The following is a 17,298-nucleotide window of genomic DNA, read 5'->3' on the forward strand; positions in this document are numbered from 1 at the left end:
ATAAATTGAGGGGGTGACTACTTCTCCGCTCTATCTTGCTGCGCTTGCCGTCGGGGCTCTCGGCGTCGAGATTGTCTCCACGCGCCAACCGTTTGTTGAGACGGAAGATTTTGTTTCCGGTTGTGTCCTTGATTCCCAGGGGCGTCACTGGATGGTCAAAGTTCCTAAAAATGGAACGGCGGCGACGTCGTTAGAAGCCGAGGCGGCCCTAGCCCCCCAGCTTTTGGAAGAATTGCGGGCCGGTCGCCTGCCTTTCGATATTATGCGACCTGCTGGTTTTGTCGATGCTGATACCGGGGGCCGCGCGGTGGTCTACCCGGAGCCTTTTGGGCGGGCGCTGGTTTTCGAAGCCCTCGGTGAGGAAGAGGTGCGGGAGATGGGCCGCACCCTTGCCGCGATTCACAGCATTGACCGGGATGTGGTGGCTCGGTCCGGCTTGCCTGTTTATACGGCTGCGCAATGGCGCGAGCGGGTGCGAGCCGAACTTGAGGCAGCCGACCAGGAAACATCCCTTCCCACGGTTTTGCGCCAGCGTTGGATGGATGTGCTGGATAGCGACGCAGTGTGGGATTTTGAGGAAACAGTTGTCCACGGTGATGTGGCTTCCGATAATTTCTTGTGGTCAAACGGCTCGGTTGCGAGCGTGCTCGGTTTTGGTGAGGCACACGTGGGTGACCCGGCTCGGGATTTAGCCGCGATGCTTGTTCTCGATGATGACCAGTGGCCGAGTTTTATTACCTCGTATGAGAATGCGCGCTCGGTTGAGCTCTCGGAGGCAGATTACACCCGTATTATTTTCACCTCGGAGTTTGCGATTATTCGCTGGCTCATGTACGGGATTCGTACCGGCAGCATGGAGATTAGGAACGACGCCGTCCAGATGATCGCCGCGCTGGCCGAGGATGTACGCGAGGCCCCGGATTTGCTGCCCGCTCCCCCGGCAGCGGATCCTGCTTTCACTGAAAGCTCTTCCGATGCCGAGGCGAGCGGGGAGGCTGAGCTAACCGGGGAAACTGCGGTTACGGCTCCTGATTGGGCAGACCCGCACGAAGCAGAATTTCCTCCTCGCTGAGCTTTCCTGCTCGTAGTTCCTCAGCCCTGTTTCCCCGCAGGTATACGAAAGATGCGTCGATATCCGCGAGGGGGACGCCGTGTGCCCGGGACCAGGCCAGCCGGTAGAGGGCGAGTTGGAGTTCACGGGCAGCTTTAGTTTCCCCGTAGGGGCGCCGCCCGGATTTCCAGTCCACAATAGTCACCGGGGCCCGCCCGGGGACGCGCGAAGTATCGAAGACGGCGTCGAGCGCGCAGTGGACCACGTGTCCCCCGACGACCACGCCGATTTGCTGTTCGATGGCGAGGTGCGGATAGCTGGCCCATTCGGACGCCTCATAGTTTTCATACATGCGCGCGATTTCTTCTGCGTTGAGAACCGGATCGTGCTCGAGGGGATCCTCGCTATCAATATCAAGCACAGCAGCACGTGCGTAACTATCGGCGATCTTTTCGTGCAGGATCGTGCCCAAACGAGCCGCCCGCGAGGGCTGGCGGGGTACCGGGCGGCGTTTATTGAGCAGGTATTCTTCGCGGTGTTCCGCCCGGTATACCAACTCTGTTGCGGTGTAATGCCCGCCGGCTTCAATGTATTCGGCTGTCTCAGCTTGCTGTTTGCGTGCGATGAGTCGGCTCACCACCTGGGTGAGTTCGGCGCGCTGGTCAGCATCGAGAGCTTCAGCTTCGATGGGAATGCTGCGGGCCAAGTCGCGCGGCCAGGCAAGCAGATCGGGTGCCTCGAAATAGTGCGGCACCGGTTCTAAGGCTGGTGGATATACAACATCCTCCCCGAAAATATCGATGAGTTCATCCACGCTCAAGCTTTCCGGTGCAATTTCTGGGAATCCGGCCGGCAATTGCACGGAGGAGACCCTAGCTGGCGAGGCAGCCAATGCCAGCTCCCCGCGGGCAGCCGCTTCACGCACCGCGGTCAAGAAATACGAGGGTGGGCGCGCCGCAATTTCCAGCCTGTTATCTCCGCTATCGCTTAGGGTTTCAGACGTGTTTTTCTTTGCGGTGTTTTCCGCCTTGCGTACCCGGCCGGACACATCACTTTCATCTCGGAAACAGTAGCCAGCCAGGAGTAGTTCTCGGGTGGAACGAGTAAAAGCCACGTAGGCGAGGCGGCGCGTCTCTTCGCTTTCATGGTATGCCAATTCGTCCAGGAAACGCGCATAGGTATTCGCAACGGTGACCTTATCGAGATTGCGCGCACCGGCGAGCGTAAATTGGGGCAGGTAAGGATAGTCGGTACGCAAAGGATAGGGGAAAATACCGGTATTGCGCGGCCAGGCTTTCACTCCTTCGGTCACTTCAGAGAATTCACCTTTGACAAGTTCAGGAACGACGACGAGGTCACGCCATTCCAGCCCCTTGGCGGCATGGATCGTCATGAGTTGGATAACCCCGGGTGTGACATCAACCGTGCTGTCCAGACGCGGAATATCCGCCCCGGATTCTTCTTCCCCGCCGTGTTCTTCCGTTTCCACCACATCAAGCCATTCCACGAATTCACGCATGCCACGCTGGCTTTCCCCGTGCGCATATGCGCGGGCCATGGAAATGAATTGGTCGATGGAGGTACGCACCCGCTGCCCGCCTTCACTGCGAGTAGCGGCCGCGGTATCTAATCCGAGGAGGTGAACAGCCCGGTCAATTTGATCGCCCAAAGAGTTGTGCAAACCTGAACGTAGGGACGCGAGAGTAGTATTCACACGCCGCAGGCGTTCCCATCCGATATCGGAAAATTCTGCCCGGGCGGCGCGGGCAGCTCGCCTGAGCTCAGCTTCGCCCGGCCCCGCTAGTGCCGGTAGCTGCGTATTCCCCTCTGCTTGGTCATTCTCATGCGCATCCGAGTTTCCGCTCGCGGCGGCGATGCCGTTAGTGAGGAGCATGAGCGCATGGAGGGACTCCCCAAGGTTTGCCTCATCGCGGCTGTTGAGAAGGGGCTGTGCAGCGGCCGGTGCACTCTCTTGTTCAGGTGCGTCGTCGCCCCCGGGTGCACCGTTACCATTATTGATACCGGCACGCACTTCACTATCCAGGTGGGCTACCGCCGCGGCCGCGTAACGGCGCGCCCAGCGCGAGAGGGCACGAATATCGGCCACCCCAATATTCCAGTGGGCAAGTAACCGGGCGAGGAGGTCGCTGCGAGCCGGGTTTGCGGCTAGACCGAGAGCGGCCCGGAGGGTGATAATTTCCGGACGTGCCACGAGTGATTCCCCACCTACGATTTCAAAGGCTAGGGGTTGGGGCGAGGTGGTACCAGGATGTACGGCATCTTCCCTGGTGAAATGGCTGTTGAGCTCTCGCAGGGCGGCGGCCATCCTATCGATATAGGAGCGTTTGCGGCACAGAACCGCGATCTCTGCCCCACGCGGTGCTTCTCCGCGGGCGCGACGCTCCTCATTTTCCGCTGCTACCCGCTCGCGTACCGCGAGGATATGCCGCGCAATACTCCGATAAGAATCTTCCCGAAGTAGGGTACGAATTTCGCTGACACGCCCGGCCCCTGCCCCGGGACGTTCACGCAGCCGGAGGGGCGCAATATCCGCGTGAGCGCCCATGCCACCCGCGGATCGTGCGCTTGCCGGCGCGGGCCTGAACTCGGGCGGAAAATTGGGGTGGTCACGGTCCTCGTGGAGGAACGTATCCCGTTCCAAGGGAGTGGCGACGGCGTTGCCGGCAGCGAGCACAGCCCGATCATTACGGAACGCTGTGGAAAGCTGAAGCTTTTCTACGTTCCCAAAAATGCGAGTGGTGTGGTGTGCGAAATTCGTGAGGGCAGCCGCACTTGCGCCCCGCCACCCGTAGATGGCCTGGTTTGGGTCTCCCACCGCCGTGATAGAGAGGAAGCCTTCTTTTTTCGCGGTGAGTGCGCCGAGCAGGAACTGGGCCTGATTTTCGTCGGTATCTTGGTATTCATCGAGCAAGATCAGGCGATACCGGGAGGATATTTCACGAGCAATCTGGGGATATCGAGTCATGATGCGACCGGCGATAGCAACCTGGTCGGCGAACTCGGTAACGTTGAGATCCTTTTTGAGCTGTAGATAGGACTCCACGAGCCCCAGCACCACCTGCTGTTGTTTGGGGACTGCCGTTCCCGCTTTCAAAGTGGCGAACTTCTTGGAGGCATCCGGGTACCAGCATTGTGCGCTCATGATGCGCGTTGAGTTCGCACACAGGGTTTCCAAGGCGTGATCCTGGGAGGTGAGGAAAGCACGGGCCTCTTCCAAGGTCACGCCATTAGTGAGAATCCCCTGGGCGAAAGTGAGGGCATCGTTGATGAGGCTGGAGCGGCTGCGTTCCGCGAGTACCGCGGTGTGTGCACTGCTGGGTAGGGCACCGACGAGCTGATCCATGAGCTGGACGCGTTCAGCATCGGTTATCAGGCGAGCGGTGGGATCGGCTCCGACCAGCATGCCGTATGCCCCGGCAATGTCATTGGCAAAAGAGTTGTAAGTGGAGATGACTGGCCTGCGCATCCCGCTTTCCGCGTTGCTTCTTTCCGGCGCGAGGAGGCCGAGTTTCTCCAGGCTGGTATTCACCCGTTCGGCCAACTCCCCGGCAGCTTTCCGCGTGAAAGTGAGTCCGAGAACCTGATCTGGAGTTACATTGCCGCAGGCCAAGTGGTAAGCAATCCGATCCACCATGGTTTTTGTTTTTCCGGATCCCGCACCGGCAACCACGAGGATGGCCGGCGCAACGGAGGTGATCACTCGGCGTTGTTCCGCTGTGGGTGGGTGTTCTTGACCGGCTAGGATGCGCTCCAAAGCGGCGTTATGTTCCGCCGGGCCGCGCAAGTTGAGAGATTCATGGGACGTAGGTGTCATGAGAAAATCCGTCCTTCTTGGGTGAGTGGGCTGATGGATTGAACCCGGTCATTTGGCTCTTCCAAGCTGGGAGAGACCGGTACGAAGCCACTGATCGCGATCTGGGCAGCGCTGCGCACTCGCTCTTCCGCGCGAGCCGCGGTCTCTTCATCAAGAGGATCTTGACTGAGAACGGACGGGCTGTGCTGTTTCTTCAAGAAATTATGGGGGTGGACGTACACAAGTTCCGCACCGGCCGGGTTGTGCTTCTCGCTGAGGGCCCATTGGTAGACCTGGAGCTGCGGGTGATCATCTGCCTGAGCTGCGGTGGGCTTATATTTTCCGGTTTTCAGATCGATCACCCGGGCACCGCTGCCGCGGTTGACCAGGCGGTCAATGGAACCGGAGACGCGAACAGGCGGGGTACCCGAAAGGTCACGGGTAATCCGGTGTTCCACGCCTATGAGGGTGTCATCCCGGTGTGCATCGAGATAGATATAGAGGTTATCGACCATATCGCTGGCCTGGTCGAAAAGTAGTTTGTCGTAATGTGAGGGATTTTCGGATAACTTTTCGGGCCAGAGAGCTACCAGGCGGGCGTGCATCGCTTCTTGGTTCGGTTCCGCTGCGAATTCCTCAGCGATGCGGTGAATAAGGGTACCGATGGAGGCGCTCTCTGTGCCTTCTTCTGAACGGAGTCCCACCGCGGAACAGAAACCGTCAAGCGGGCAGGCGAGCAGTGATTCTATCGCTGAGGGACTCACATAAACCGGCCCGGGTACGGATTCTTCAGTTGAGGTGGCAAGCTCATCCATCCAGCTGTGCGGATCCGCGGCGCCAAATCCGGCACGCCGCATATCCTCCAACTGGGCCCGCGCGAAATCGCTCGATTCTCCGCCGGCGCGCAGTGCCCGGCGCAGCACCCCCACGCTTTCCTCGCTGCTGAGGAGCGCGGGCGGAACCGGTTGCGCAACGAGAGGCCGGTGCCCGAGGGGAAGGGTGAGACCCCAGCGCGGATCCGTCAGCGAGCGCACGGTGCGCGGAAGATAGGAACCCGCGGTACCCGCTCCTGCACTTGTTCCACCTCCGGTCAAATTCGCTGAGATATCAAAACCGAGCAGAGGGAAGAACCGCGAGGGGTTATCCCCCATACTGTCCGTGGTGGTTACGAGGAGGCTGCACCGGGCCCGCGTGACAGCGAAGTGTAATTGGCGCAGCTCATCAGCGATAACCGCCGCTGCGGAATCATGATAGATCGCGATTCCGCCTGCCGAGCCGCTCGTGTTGGAATCACTGGCACCGCCAGCAAGCCTCCCGGTTACAAGTTCGCTGAGGAGTCCGGTGCCCGTCAAGGAATCACGCAGGCGCGGATTGGGCCATACTCCATCGACCACGTGCATGAGGACGATATGATCCCATTCACGCCCCTGCGCACCCGCAGGCGTGAGGAGGGAGACGCTATCTGTTTCCACCCCGCTCCTGGCAATGGAATCTTCGGGAAGTTCTTGGGAACTCACTTCCTCCACGAGCATCGATACCGGAACGGCAGGATCACGATCAGCCATACGTTGCGCGACCCGGAACAGAGAAATAACCGCATCGAGATTCCGGTTCGCCCGATCAGCATCCGGGCCATGCCCGAGGGCTAGTTGTTGCCATTCTTCGGATTTCCCAGCACCCTCCCATGCCGCCCATAAAACCTCTTCCGCCTGCATCGCACAGTTTTCTCCCACTTCCCGAATGTGGGAGAGCAGGGCCCGGAGAGCTTCGAGTTCGGTTGCGGTGGGCCCGGTGTTCCCCAACACCGCCTCGGTCAAAAGCTCCGATTCTGTGCCGTGTTCTCCTGATAGGAGGGCTTGGGCCCGTAACCACCGACCTACCCGTTTAATATCGAGGGGATCCATGCCGATGATAGGTGAGGCAAGTAAGGCCGGGATATCAACTTCCTCAGCGGCAGCGAAAGAATGCGGACCGCGGGTGAAGGCAGCGCGGATGAGATCGAATAGTGCGCTGACTGCAGGTTCGCGGTGGAGGGGTTCATCGCTAGCCAGAGGTGCTACCGGGATTCCCCGGCGCACGAGGGCATCGCGGATTCCCTCATGATCGCTGCGTGCACGGGTGAAAACTGCCATCCGTGCGTAAGGTGCCCCGGTGCGCAGATGCACTTCTTCCAGGTAGGAGGCCACGTAGGCGATTTCTTCTTCCATATTGGCGAAACTGGCCCCGCGCAGTGCATCATTCCACGGATTGGTGCCTGTATCAGGTTGTTGCTCGGATGGGAGCAAGCTTTCCGTGCCCGCACCCGGGCTGGTGCCTCCCGCATCTCTCGCATCTCCCGCACTACCCGTGCCGCCTGTGCCCCCCGTGCCGCCGGCGCCCTTGCCCTGCTCCGCGTATGCCGGCCCGGCAGCGCGGTGCGCTTGCACACCCCCGCCCACCGGAAGAGCCTGCTCAATGCGTTGAGCTTGGCCAATAAGGACGGGACCGCCCCGGTGCCTAATATTGAGATAAATAAGATCCGCATTCAAACCGCGCGGAGCAGGATAGGCAAGATCACCGGGGAGGGAATGCACCCCGCCACGGAAACCTTGGACCGCACTATCGGGATCACCGGCGACGATGATCCGAGTTCCGTGTTCCCGCATAACTCGCAGCAGAGGGAGCATGGAACGCGGAGCGTTATGAGCATCATCGACAAGTACCATTGCCCAGTGCGGGCGCGGTACCGCAACCGTGCGCCCTGCTGCCGCCAGATGTTCTTCCCAATCTGAGAGCATATGGGTAGCCGCACCGACGAGTTGGCTGTGATCAAGACGGTCGGGGCTAGCGGCCGAACCTGCCAGCGCATCTCCCAGGGTGCGCACCTCATCGTAGCGGCGCATGAGCGCGGCGGCGAGACGCCACATCTGTGATTGAAGCTCAGGCACACTCCTATGTGCTGCCCAACTTTCCAGCTGGCCTGCTTCCAGGCCGAGTTCGCGAGCGCGAGTGATGAGATTACGCAGCTCTTGGCGAAGCCCGGGAAGATCACGCACATCTTCTGTAACAAAATCAGGGAAATGAATGCCGGAGTACCCATCACTGAGAATCTCACGCACGATACGGTCCTCATCAGGCCCGGAGACTAATTCGGGCTTTTCCCGCCCCATTGCTTGAGCGTAGCGCTGCACGATGGCGTAGGCGAAAGCTGAAAGCGTGCGCACTTCCAGGTTTTCGGGCCGCACCCCGGCCGCTAGGGTGAGCAGGTGTTGGAGGTAGGCTGCGGCGCGCCGATCTTGGGTAAGCACCGCGATATTTCCTTCGTGGAGAGCCGCGCGCGCGATATGCGCGAGGACAGTGGTTTTCCCAGTTCCTGGCGCACCAATAATACTTAGCGTGCCCGGGGCGAATCCGCTCGCGGACCGTGCCAGAGCCGCGCTGACTGCTGCCTCCTGAGAGGCATCGAGTTGTTCGACGATCCTGTCCACCACGATCCTTTCTCCGCGGGTGCGTTGTTAGGATTAACCATACGAGAGGCTTACGACAAAATTTTTTGTCGTAAGGGGCCGCTACGGTGGAGGCATCGTGAAGATGAGCTATTCGGCTCGCTCGCGGCGGTGTCTTCCGGCTCCGCAACCCTAGATTTTAAGGAGAAACATATGGAAATCGTCATTGGTTTTCGCGAAACTACCCGTGATCTGATTTTGGAAACGGATGCTTCGGTTGAGGAATTGCGCACGCTTGTCGATGCCAGCCTCGGTGGAGAAGGTAAGCCCTTGCGTATCATCGCGAAGAAGAACCGCGAGGTAACTATCCCCGCCGATGCTATTGCTTTCGTGGAAATCCGCGAACAAGATACCCGGCGGGTGGGCTTCGGTCTCTAAGAGGTTTGTCGCGGGAGCATCTGGCTGGAAAACTCCGGGAAAGAGCAGCTCGGCACCGGGCGGAGTTGTGATGAGCGGGAGGTCGCAGCGCTCAGGCGGGGTTAGTGCCGTAGAATAGCCGGGAACCTGTGATCGTCTGCGCCACCTGTTTCTCGCTCCGGCGGGAGTGCGTTTCCAGCTCAAACCGGGTGTTTCCTACATGAGCTGGAACGTTTCCTACATGAAGCGCGATATAGGTGCGGCACGGCCAGGCGTGATTGATATGGGTAGCTGCCCGGTCGCTGGGGATTGTCGCGACCGGCTGCTACATCGGGTGGTGCGCTCGGTCGCCAGTGTGTAATCGGCTGATGTGGCATGTATCGCAATCGCTGCGCCCACCCCTAGCTCGTGCGCATTCGCGCACGCAGAAAGGACAGCATATGGCTTCCGGAGTGATTGATTCCTCCCGCGCCCATGAACCAACCGACACCTCCCCCGCTGCCGATATCACCGGCACGGGTGAAGGCCTTGAAACCAAGTCTTTCGCAGATTTCGGAGTTTCCGAACCCATCGTTCGTGCCCTGGAAGAGCACGGTATTACCCATCCTTTCCCGATTCAGGCACTCACGCTCCCCGTTGCCCTGACCGGTCATGACATTATCGGGCAGGCAAAAACCGGCACCGGTAAAACTCTCGGTTTCGGCATCCCGCTCCTCGAGGTATCGGTGGGGCCGGGGGAAGAAGGCTGGGAGGCTATTCGCCCAGCCGATCAGGGTAAACCCCAGGCACTCGTTGTGCTGCCCACCCGTGAACTGGCCAAACAGGTTGCTTTGGAGCTGCGTAACGCCGCCGCCCACCGCAGCTTGCGTATCGTCGATATTTACGGAGGGCGCGCCTATGAGCCCCAGCAAGAAGCGCTGGCCAAGGGCGTGGAAATTGTGGTGGGTACCCCTGGTCGTATCATTGACCTCATGAAACACGGCACTCTCGTGCTCAGCCACGTCCGTACCGTGGTTCTTGACGAGGCCGATGAGATGCTGGACCTCGGTTTTTTGGACGACGTCGAAAAAATCCTCTCCGCCGTTCCACCTACCCGCCACACCATGCTCTTCTCCGCGACCATGCCCGGTCCCGTCATTACCATGGCACGCCGTTATATGACGAAACCGACGCATATTCGCGCCCATACTCCCGGTGATGACAGCGCCACCGTCAAAAATATTCGCCAGGTTGCCTACCGCGTCCACGCTCTCAATAAAGACGAGGTGGTTTCGCGTATTCTCCAGGCCCGGGGCCGGGATCGCTCCATTATTTTCTGCCGTACCAAACGCAATGCGGCCCGCCTTGCCGACACCTTACGCGAGCGTGGATTCGCGGTGGGTTCCCTGCACGGGGATTTGGGTCAGGGTGCCCGGGAACAAACTTTGCGGGCTTTCCGTAAAGGCAAGATTGACGTATTGGTGGCCACTGATGTGGCCGCCCGCGGTATTGACGTAGACGATGTCACCCATGTCATCAACTACCAGTGCCCCGAAGATGAAAAGATCTATATTCACCGCATTGGCCGTACCGGTCGGGCCGGAAACAAGGGGACCGCGGTGACTTTCGTGGATTGGGAAGATATGCCCCGCTGGTCGCTGATCAGCAAACAGCTCAATCTCGGAATGGCAGATCCGGTGGAAACGTATCACACCTCCGATCACCTCTACAACGATCTTGATATTCCCACCGATGCCGGCCCCACTCTCCCGGAATCGCAGCGTGTTCTAGCTGGTTTGGATGCCGAAGAAATTGAGGATCTGGGTGAAACTGGCCATTCGCGAGGTGGGCGCGGTAATTCCCGGCGTCACTCGGCGCACCGCGGCCAGCGGGCGCGCGGTGGGACGCAGCGTTCGTCTTCCGCTCGTGGATCGCGCCGCGCCAAGTCCACCGCCACGAAAACAGAGGAGCGCTCGGGTACCGGGCGTCGTCGTACCGAAGAAAAAGAGCAGCGCAGCGCTTCGGGACGCACCCGGCGGCGGCTCGGAACCCCGCGCACGCAGGCCGAAACTCCCGCGGCTAGCGAGCAGGCAGGAACGCAGCGGCGGCGTCGTAAACTCTCCCGCAAACTGGACTAAAGCGGATTAACAAGCACGGCGGGCGTCTCCGGAAACATTCGGAAGACGCCCGCCGAGTTTTAAGACGAGCTTTAAGACCTGTGCGGAAAAGAAAACCTAGGCGGCGCCCGGCCACACGGATACCGCTCCGGCAATAATGAGCTGCACCGAGATCGCGGCTAGCAGCATACCGGCAATACGGGTGAGGAATACCGTGCCGCCTTCGCCCAGGAGGCGGTGCATGGGCGAAGCGAAACGCAAAACCACCCATTCAATAATGTGCAGCAAAATAAAGGCGGCGATAATCGCGAGGATCCCGCCCAGAGAATCGCCGGATTCCTCCACTTTAATCATGATGGCGACGATCGCGCCAGGACCGGCCAGTAGCGGAATCCCCATGGGAACCAGGGCGATATTCACCGAGGAAGCCTTCGCCTCTTCTTCTTGCGGATTGGATTCGTCCTGCATGAGCTGGAGCGCGACGAGTAACAGCAAGATACCGCCCGAAATCTGCATGGCGGCGGTGGTAATACCCAGCAAATCCAGAATGTATTTACCGAAAATCGCGAAAATCGCCAGCACAATCGCGGAGGTGAGAACAGACTGCCAGGCCGCGCGATTGCGTTCCTTATTGGTATTCCGCGCGGTGAGCGCGATGAAAACCGGGAGGTTGCCCAGCGGGTCAGCGATGACGAACAGGGTCATGAAGGTGGACAAGAAGATCGTGACATCAAAGACGGCCACGGGGCAGTACCTCCTGATTCTCCCCGGCGACCAGGTCCTCCACATCCGCAGGAGCGGTTTTACACCGAGCCGGACTTATAACGACACCATCCTAAGACATCCCCGCGATAATCGAAAAGATATCCTGAGAGTTTTCACGGCCGTACCCGCACCAGTTAGGAATGGTGCTCGCGAGTACCCGGCTCCCGCCGGAACGCTACGGCAGTGAAGCGCGTTCTAACCTAGCACAGGCAACGCGGTGCCGTCGACCAGCTCGGCGATAATATCCGCGCTCGTGGTGTACTGCCCGAGCCGATTCGTTTTCCCGCTCCCGTGATAATCACTCGCCCCGAAACCGCGCAGCTGCAACCGCGCGGCAATCCGTTCCAGGCCCGGCACCAGCTCCGGATCATTTTCCGGGTGGCGTAGCTCCACCCCGAAAAGCCCGGCCGCGGCCATCTCATCAAAAGCGCGTTCGGGAACCACTTTGTTACGCGCCGGCGCCACCGGGTGGGCCAGCACCGCTTTCCCGCCCGCCGCCGTAATCATCCTGATTGCCTCGCATGCCTGCGGCGCATAGTGGGACACATAATACGGCCCGCGCACGGAAAGATAGTAGGTAAAAGCCGCGCTCCGGGTGGGAACCACGCCGGCCGCTACCAGGGCATCGGCAATATGGGGCCGCCCAACGGTAGCCCCCGGAGGTGTCTGAGCCACCACATCATCCCAGGTGATGGGGACATCCGCGCTGAGTTTGTCCACGATAGCCCGGGTTCGCGTCAGCCGAGATGCCCGCGTGGTCGCGATATGTTCCTGAATAGCACGATCCTCCGGATCGAAAAGATAGCCGAGGATATGGCAGGTGATCCCTTCCCATTTGGTAGATAGCTCCATGCCGCGGATAAGTACGACGCCGCAGGAGGCCGCCGCAGCTGCGGCCTCCTCCCATCCGGCCACCGTATCGTGGTCGGTAAGCGCAATTCCGGCCAGACCGATACGCCCGGCTTCCTCCACGAGTTCGCGTGGAGTGACCGTGGAATCGGAGGCGGTGGAATGAGTGTGGGTATCAACAGCCATGCCCTCCAGCTTAGTCGGGTTTTTACTAGGGCTTTTTATGTCGGCAAAGGGTGCGATAATGGACGGTATGACTACCAAGGGACAGCACGATCAGGATACTGCGCAGCAAAACTTGCGCGCCCGCGGAAATAACCGTTCTCAGCAGCCCAGTAACCTCGAATTTCGGGAGTTCATGGGTTCGGATTGGGGCCCGCGGCCCGAACCGGCACCGCGCACGGAAGTGGCAGATTATTTGCCGGCACGCCACGCCGCTCTTTCTGCGCTATTCCCGGGTGAACGGCTAGTTATCCCCGCCGGGGAAACAAAAGTTCGCGCTAATGACACCGATTACCGCTTCCGTGCTCACTCAGCTTTCTCGCATATGACGGGTCTGGGCGGGGAACAGGAACCGGGCGCGGTCCTTGTGTTCAACCCGCGGGAAGAAGGCGGACACGATGTCACCCTGTACTTCTATCCGCGCGCCTCGCGTTCCTCGGAGGAGTTTTATTCGGATCCGGCCCACGGAGAATTCTGGGTGGGGGCCCGTCCTTCCCTGGAGGAAGTGAGCCGCGCCACCGGTTTGGCCACTGATTCTCTCGATAACCTGCCCGATGCCCTCGCGAAGGATCTCGGGGAAGGCCAGGTGAGTCTCCGGGTTCTCGCAGAAGCTTCGGAGCAGCTCACCGCGCAAGTAAACGATTTGCGTGCCGCGGCCGGGCTCTCCCAAGATGCCGCTCAAGATATGGAGCTGGCCCAGGCCCTCTCCGAACTTCGCCTCATTAAAGATGATTTCGAGGTCCGGGAAATGCGCAAAGCGGTGGCGGCTACCTATTCCGGTTTCGATGAGATTATTCGCAACCTGCCGCGTGCGGTTGCCCACCATCGCGGGGAGCGCGTGGTGGAAGGGGCGTTCTTTGCCCGCGCCCGCGAAGAAGGTAACGGCCTGGGGTACGACACCATCGCCGCCTCCGGTAACCATGCCAATACCCTTCATTGGATGACGAACGACGGCGAAGTTCGCGATGGCGATCTTATCCTCGTGGATGCCGGGGTGGAACTCGATTCTCTCTACACTGCGGATATCACCCGCACCCTCCCGGTCAATGGCACTTTCACGGAAAACCAGGCGGAGGTCTATAACGCTGTGCTCGAGGCCGCTGAACGAGCCTTGGAAGTGGCCGGTACTCCCGGTGTGAAATTCAAGGATGTGCATGCCGCCGCCATGGAAGTTATTGCCGCTTACCTAGAAAAGTGGGGCATGCTCCCGGGCACCGCAGCCCAGTCCCTGGCTCCCGAAGGTCAGTATCACCGGCGTTGGATGCCGCACGGCACCTCCCATCACCTCGGCTTGGATGTGCATGATTGCGCGGCCGCCCGCCGGGATATGTACCTGGATGCGGAACTGAAACCGGGGATGGTCTTCACAATCGAACCCGGCCTCTACTTCCGCGAAGATGATCTCAAGGTTCCCGAGCGTTTCCGCGGTATCGGGGTGCGCATCGAAGATGACATTCTCATCACGGAAAACGGCGCCGAGCGCCTCTCGGAAGATATACCGCGGACCATTGCCGATATCGAAGAATGGTTCACGCGGGTGCAGCGCTGATGAAAACCTCGCAAAATTCTCGCGTTTTTATTGGGCGGCTGGCCGGTACCCCCGTCTACGATCCCATTGGCGACCAGGTGGGTACCGTCCATGATGTCGTCGTGGTGTTCCGCGTCAAAGGGGTACCTTCCGCGGTCGGGCTCACCATTGATGTGGTGGGGAGGCGCCGGGTCTTTCTGCCCATTACTCGCGTCACCTCCATCGCCAACGGCCAGGTCATCATCACGGGTGTGCTCAATATGCGGCGCTTCCAGCAACGCAGTTCGGAAACACTCGTCATGGCTCAGCTCATTGACCGCGAGGTGGTGGTCCGGGAAACCGGCACCCGCATGAGCGTCGTGGATGCGGCCATTGAGCCGCTGCGCGGGCGCGAATGGGGCCTCACCCAGGTGTATGTGCGTGGAATCGGCACGAATTCCCGCCATTCTGAAATCCTCAAGGTGAGTGAGGTGGCTGGTCTCTCCACGGCGAGCCACACCCAGGGTGCCGCTTCCATCGTCTCCCAGCTGGTGGATCTCAAGCCTTGGGATATCGCGGAAATTTTGCGTGATTTACCTGAAGAGCGTATGCAATCGGTCGCCCGCGAGCTCACGGACGAAAAGCTCGCGGACGTCCTGGAAGAACTCGGTGATGAGGACCGCGTGACGGTGCTCGCAGGTTTGGATGTGGAACGTGCCGGTGACGTTTTGGACGTGATGCAGCCCGACGACGCGGCCGACCTCATGGCCGATCTGCCCTCGGAAACAGCAGCGATCCTCCTCGACTCCATGAGTGAAGGCGAAGCGCAAGATGTGCGCCGCCTCCTCACCTATGATGAGCGCACCGCCGGTGGTCTCATGACCCCCAACCCGGTGATCCTCGGTCCGGATGACACGGTGGCGCAGGCCCTGGCCGCGGCATCCCGCCCGGATATTCCCCCGGCCCTGGCCGCGGTGGCTTTCGTATGCCGCCCGCCTTTGGAAACCCCCACGGGGCGGTATTTAGGTGCGGTACATATCCAGCGGGCGCTGCGCGAACCTCCCACCACGATGCTCGGTTCTATTCTGGATCGGAATACCGAAGGCGTGGATCCGGAAGCCCCCATCGGTTCGGTCACCCGCGAATTGGCAACCTATAACCTCACCGCGGTCCCGGTGGTGGATCAGGGACTCCTCCTCGGGGCAGTCTCCGTTGACGACGTGCTCGACCATCTCCTCCCTGAGGATTGGCGTGATATGGATGATTCCTGGGAGGGCGCTGATGCTGAGGAAAGGCCCGTAGACTCCCCCGCCGCATCCACGACGAACGAGGTGAACCGTGGCTAATGATTTCAATGAACCGCTCGAACGGCGTAGCCGCTTGTTTCGGCGCCGCCGGCGCAAAGATCCGGAAGCTGCCGGGCGCGCCGCGGAAAGCATCGCCCGTTTCCAAGGCACCGCAAGTTTCCTGGTTTACCTGACTATTTTCGTGGTGGCGTGGCTGGCGTGGAACACCATGGCCCCCGAAAAATGGCAATTCGATTCAGCCGAATTCGGTTTCACAGCGCTTACGCTCATGCTCTCCTTACAGGCCTCTTACGCCTCGCCCCTCATCCTGCTAGCCCAGAACCGCCAGGATGCCCGAGACAAGGTGAGCGCCGAACAGGACCGCCAGCGCGCTGATCGTAACCTGGCAGATACCGAATACCTCATGCGTGAAATTGCCGGCTTGCGCGATGCGGTCGGCGATATGGCCACCCGTGACTTTGTGCGTTCGGAATTGCGCGATTTACTCCACGAGCTTGATGACCGCAATATTGATCGCGCCGCCGAACGCGAAGAACGCATCCGCGAACTGCAAGAAGAACTCGATGCGGTCAAGGCCCAGCGCGAAGCACGCGATGTTCCCGTTGATCCGGGAGACGACCACGCCCGCGCCGCACTCGACCTTGACCGCCCTAGGGAGGAGCCCGGTGCCCACGAGTGATCCTGTTTCCGATTCGGTGCCGCACTCACCCGCGGCCCCTCCCCTCACCAAGGATCGGGTTCTGGAGGCCCTCTCCGGGGTTATCGACCCGGAATTACGCCACCCGATTACCGAACTGGATATGATTCACGGGCTGCGGGTGAGTCCGGAGGGTGCCGTCACCCTGACGGTGCTTCTCACCACCGTGCACTGCCCGCGCCAAGACGTGATCGAACGGGAGGTACGCGAGGCCATCGCCGCGCTAGCAGGCGTGGGAACCATTACTATCACGATGGGTGCCATGACCCCGCTCCAGGTGCAACACTTGCAGCAGAAGCTGCGTGGCGGGCGCACCACGCGGGAAATTTCTTTCGCGCGCCCCGATTCGCCCACCCGCGTTATCGCGGTGGCCTCCGGGAAAGGCGGAGTAGGGAAATCCTCGATAGCCGCGAACCTCGCGGTTGCGCTGGCCGCCACCGGCCAGCGCGTGGGCCTCATCGATGCCGACATTTACGGTTTTTCCATTCCGGGGATGATGGGAGTGGATACTCCCGCCCAACAGCTCAACGGCATGATTATTCCCCCGGTCGCGCACGGCGTGAAAGTCATGTCCATCGGTATGTTTGTGCCGGGTAATACCCCGGTGGTCTGGCGCGGCCCCATGCTCCATAAAGCCCTCGAACAATTCTTCGCGGACGTGTACTGGGGGGATCTTGATTATGTTTTCCTCGATTTGCCGCCCGGGACGGGCGACGTCGCTATTTCATTGGCACAGATGCTGCCACGCGCGGATATCCTCGTTGTAACGACGCCGCAAACAGCTGCCGCGGACGTGGCTGAACGGGCCGGTGCAGTTTCTAAGCAAACGGAGCAGACGGTTATCGGCGTCGTCGAAAATATGTCCTATCTGGAACTACCGGACGGAACAAAAAATACTATTTTTGGTTCCGGTGGCGGACAGCTCGTCGCTACGAACCTCAGCGCAACGCTCGGGTATCCGGTTGAGCTTCTCGCCCAGATTCCGCTGGAGCCGGCGCTGCGGGAGGGCTGCGATGCCGGAACGCCGTTCGTCCTTGATATGGTGGACTCCCCCGCGCGCGATATGCTGCGCGCCCTCGCGGCACGTATCCACGAGCTACCGCGGCGCGCATTTCCCGCGGAATGACACCGCGCACTATGATAGAAAC

At 60.2% G+C, this 17,298-nt stretch carries 11 protein-coding genes; 7 read left to right on the forward strand and 4 right to left on the reverse strand.

Features of this window, described 5'->3' with window-relative positions; all coding sequences use genetic code 11:
• Window positions 1-13: 13 nt before the first annotated feature.
• Window positions 14-1,072, forward strand: a complete 1,059-nt coding sequence (locus tag HMPREF9237_RS06695; RefSeq protein WP_016442981.1) for a phosphotransferase — start codon at window positions 14-16, stop codon at window positions 1,070-1,072.
• Here HMPREF9237_RS06695 and HMPREF9237_RS06700 read toward each other — a convergent pair.
• A complete protein-coding gene (locus tag HMPREF9237_RS06700; protein ID WP_016442982.1) occupies window positions 1,020-4,886 on the reverse strand; it encodes an ATP-dependent helicase in 3,867 nt (1,288 codons plus the stop codon). The genes HMPREF9237_RS06695 and HMPREF9237_RS06700 overlap by 53 nt on opposite strands.
• A complete protein-coding gene (locus tag HMPREF9237_RS06705; RefSeq protein WP_016442983.1) occupies window positions 4,883-8,332 on the reverse strand; it encodes an ATP-dependent DNA helicase in 3,450 nt (1,149 codons plus the stop codon). The genes HMPREF9237_RS06700 and HMPREF9237_RS06705 overlap by 4 nt, the downstream gene beginning before the upstream one ends.
• 171 nt (window positions 8,333-8,503) lie before the next feature.
• Here HMPREF9237_RS06705 and HMPREF9237_RS06710 point away from each other — a divergent pair, with 171 nt between their 5' ends.
• Window positions 8,504-8,728, forward strand: a complete 225-nt coding sequence (locus tag HMPREF9237_RS06710) for a DUF3107 domain-containing protein (RefSeq protein WP_016442984.1) — start codon at window positions 8,504-8,506, stop codon at window positions 8,726-8,728.
• A gap of 419 nt (window positions 8,729-9,147) precedes the next feature.
• The gene (locus tag HMPREF9237_RS06715) at window positions 9,148-10,824 is read left to right on the forward strand and encodes a DEAD/DEAH box helicase (protein ID WP_016442985.1); all 1,677 of its coding nucleotides are present in this window, start codon (window positions 9,148-9,150) and stop codon (window positions 10,822-10,824) included.
• A 96-nt stretch (window positions 10,825-10,920) separates the two neighbouring features.
• Here HMPREF9237_RS06715 and HMPREF9237_RS06720 read toward each other — a convergent pair whose 3' ends face one another.
• Both HMPREF9237_RS06720 and HMPREF9237_RS06725 read right to left on the reverse strand, forming a co-directional pair.
• Window positions 10,921-11,547: a MarC family protein gene (locus HMPREF9237_RS06720; protein WP_016442986.1), complete on the reverse strand. Its 627-nt coding sequence runs from the start codon at window positions 11,545-11,547 to the stop codon at window positions 10,921-10,923.
• A 216-nt stretch (window positions 11,548-11,763) separates the two neighbouring features.
• Window positions 11,764-12,603 (reverse strand): PHP domain-containing protein, encoded by an 840-nt coding sequence (locus HMPREF9237_RS06725; protein ID WP_016442987.1) that lies wholly within the window; start codon window positions 12,601-12,603, stop codon window positions 11,764-11,766.
• Window positions 12,604-12,661: 58 nt separating this feature from the next.
• Between HMPREF9237_RS06725 and HMPREF9237_RS06730 the strand changes: the two genes are divergently transcribed.
• The 4 genes from HMPREF9237_RS06730 to HMPREF9237_RS06745 are packed head-to-tail and all read left to right on the forward strand — an operon-like array spanning window position 12,662 to window position 17,276.
• On the forward strand, window positions 12,662-14,188 hold the full coding sequence (locus HMPREF9237_RS06730; RefSeq protein WP_016442988.1) for an aminopeptidase P family protein: 1,527 nt from the start codon (window positions 12,662-12,664) through the stop codon (window positions 14,186-14,188).
• Complete coding sequence (locus tag HMPREF9237_RS06735) at window positions 14,188-15,492, forward strand: magnesium transporter MgtE N-terminal domain-containing protein (RefSeq protein WP_016442989.1); 1,305 nt, start codon at window positions 14,188-14,190, stop codon at window positions 15,490-15,492. Before HMPREF9237_RS06730 ends, HMPREF9237_RS06735 begins: the two co-directional genes overlap by 1 nt.
• Window positions 15,485-16,132: a DUF1003 domain-containing protein gene (locus HMPREF9237_RS06740; RefSeq protein WP_016442990.1), complete on the forward strand. Its 648-nt coding sequence runs from the start codon at window positions 15,485-15,487 to the stop codon at window positions 16,130-16,132. The genes HMPREF9237_RS06735 and HMPREF9237_RS06740 overlap by 8 nt, the downstream gene beginning before the upstream one ends.
• Window positions 16,119-17,276 carry an Mrp/NBP35 family ATP-binding protein gene (locus HMPREF9237_RS06745; protein ID WP_016442991.1) on the forward strand — a complete coding sequence of 386 codons (1,158 nt, stop codon included), beginning with the start codon at window positions 16,119-16,121 and terminating at the stop codon, window positions 17,274-17,276. The genes HMPREF9237_RS06740 and HMPREF9237_RS06745 overlap by 14 nt, the downstream gene beginning before the upstream one ends.
• The last annotated feature ends 22 nt before the right edge of the window (window positions 17,277-17,298 follow it).

This window comes from Actinotignum schaalii FB123-CNA-2 (genome assembly GCF_000411135.1).
Lineage (GTDB): Bacteria > Actinomycetota > Actinomycetes > Actinomycetales > Actinomycetaceae > Actinotignum > Actinotignum schaalii_A.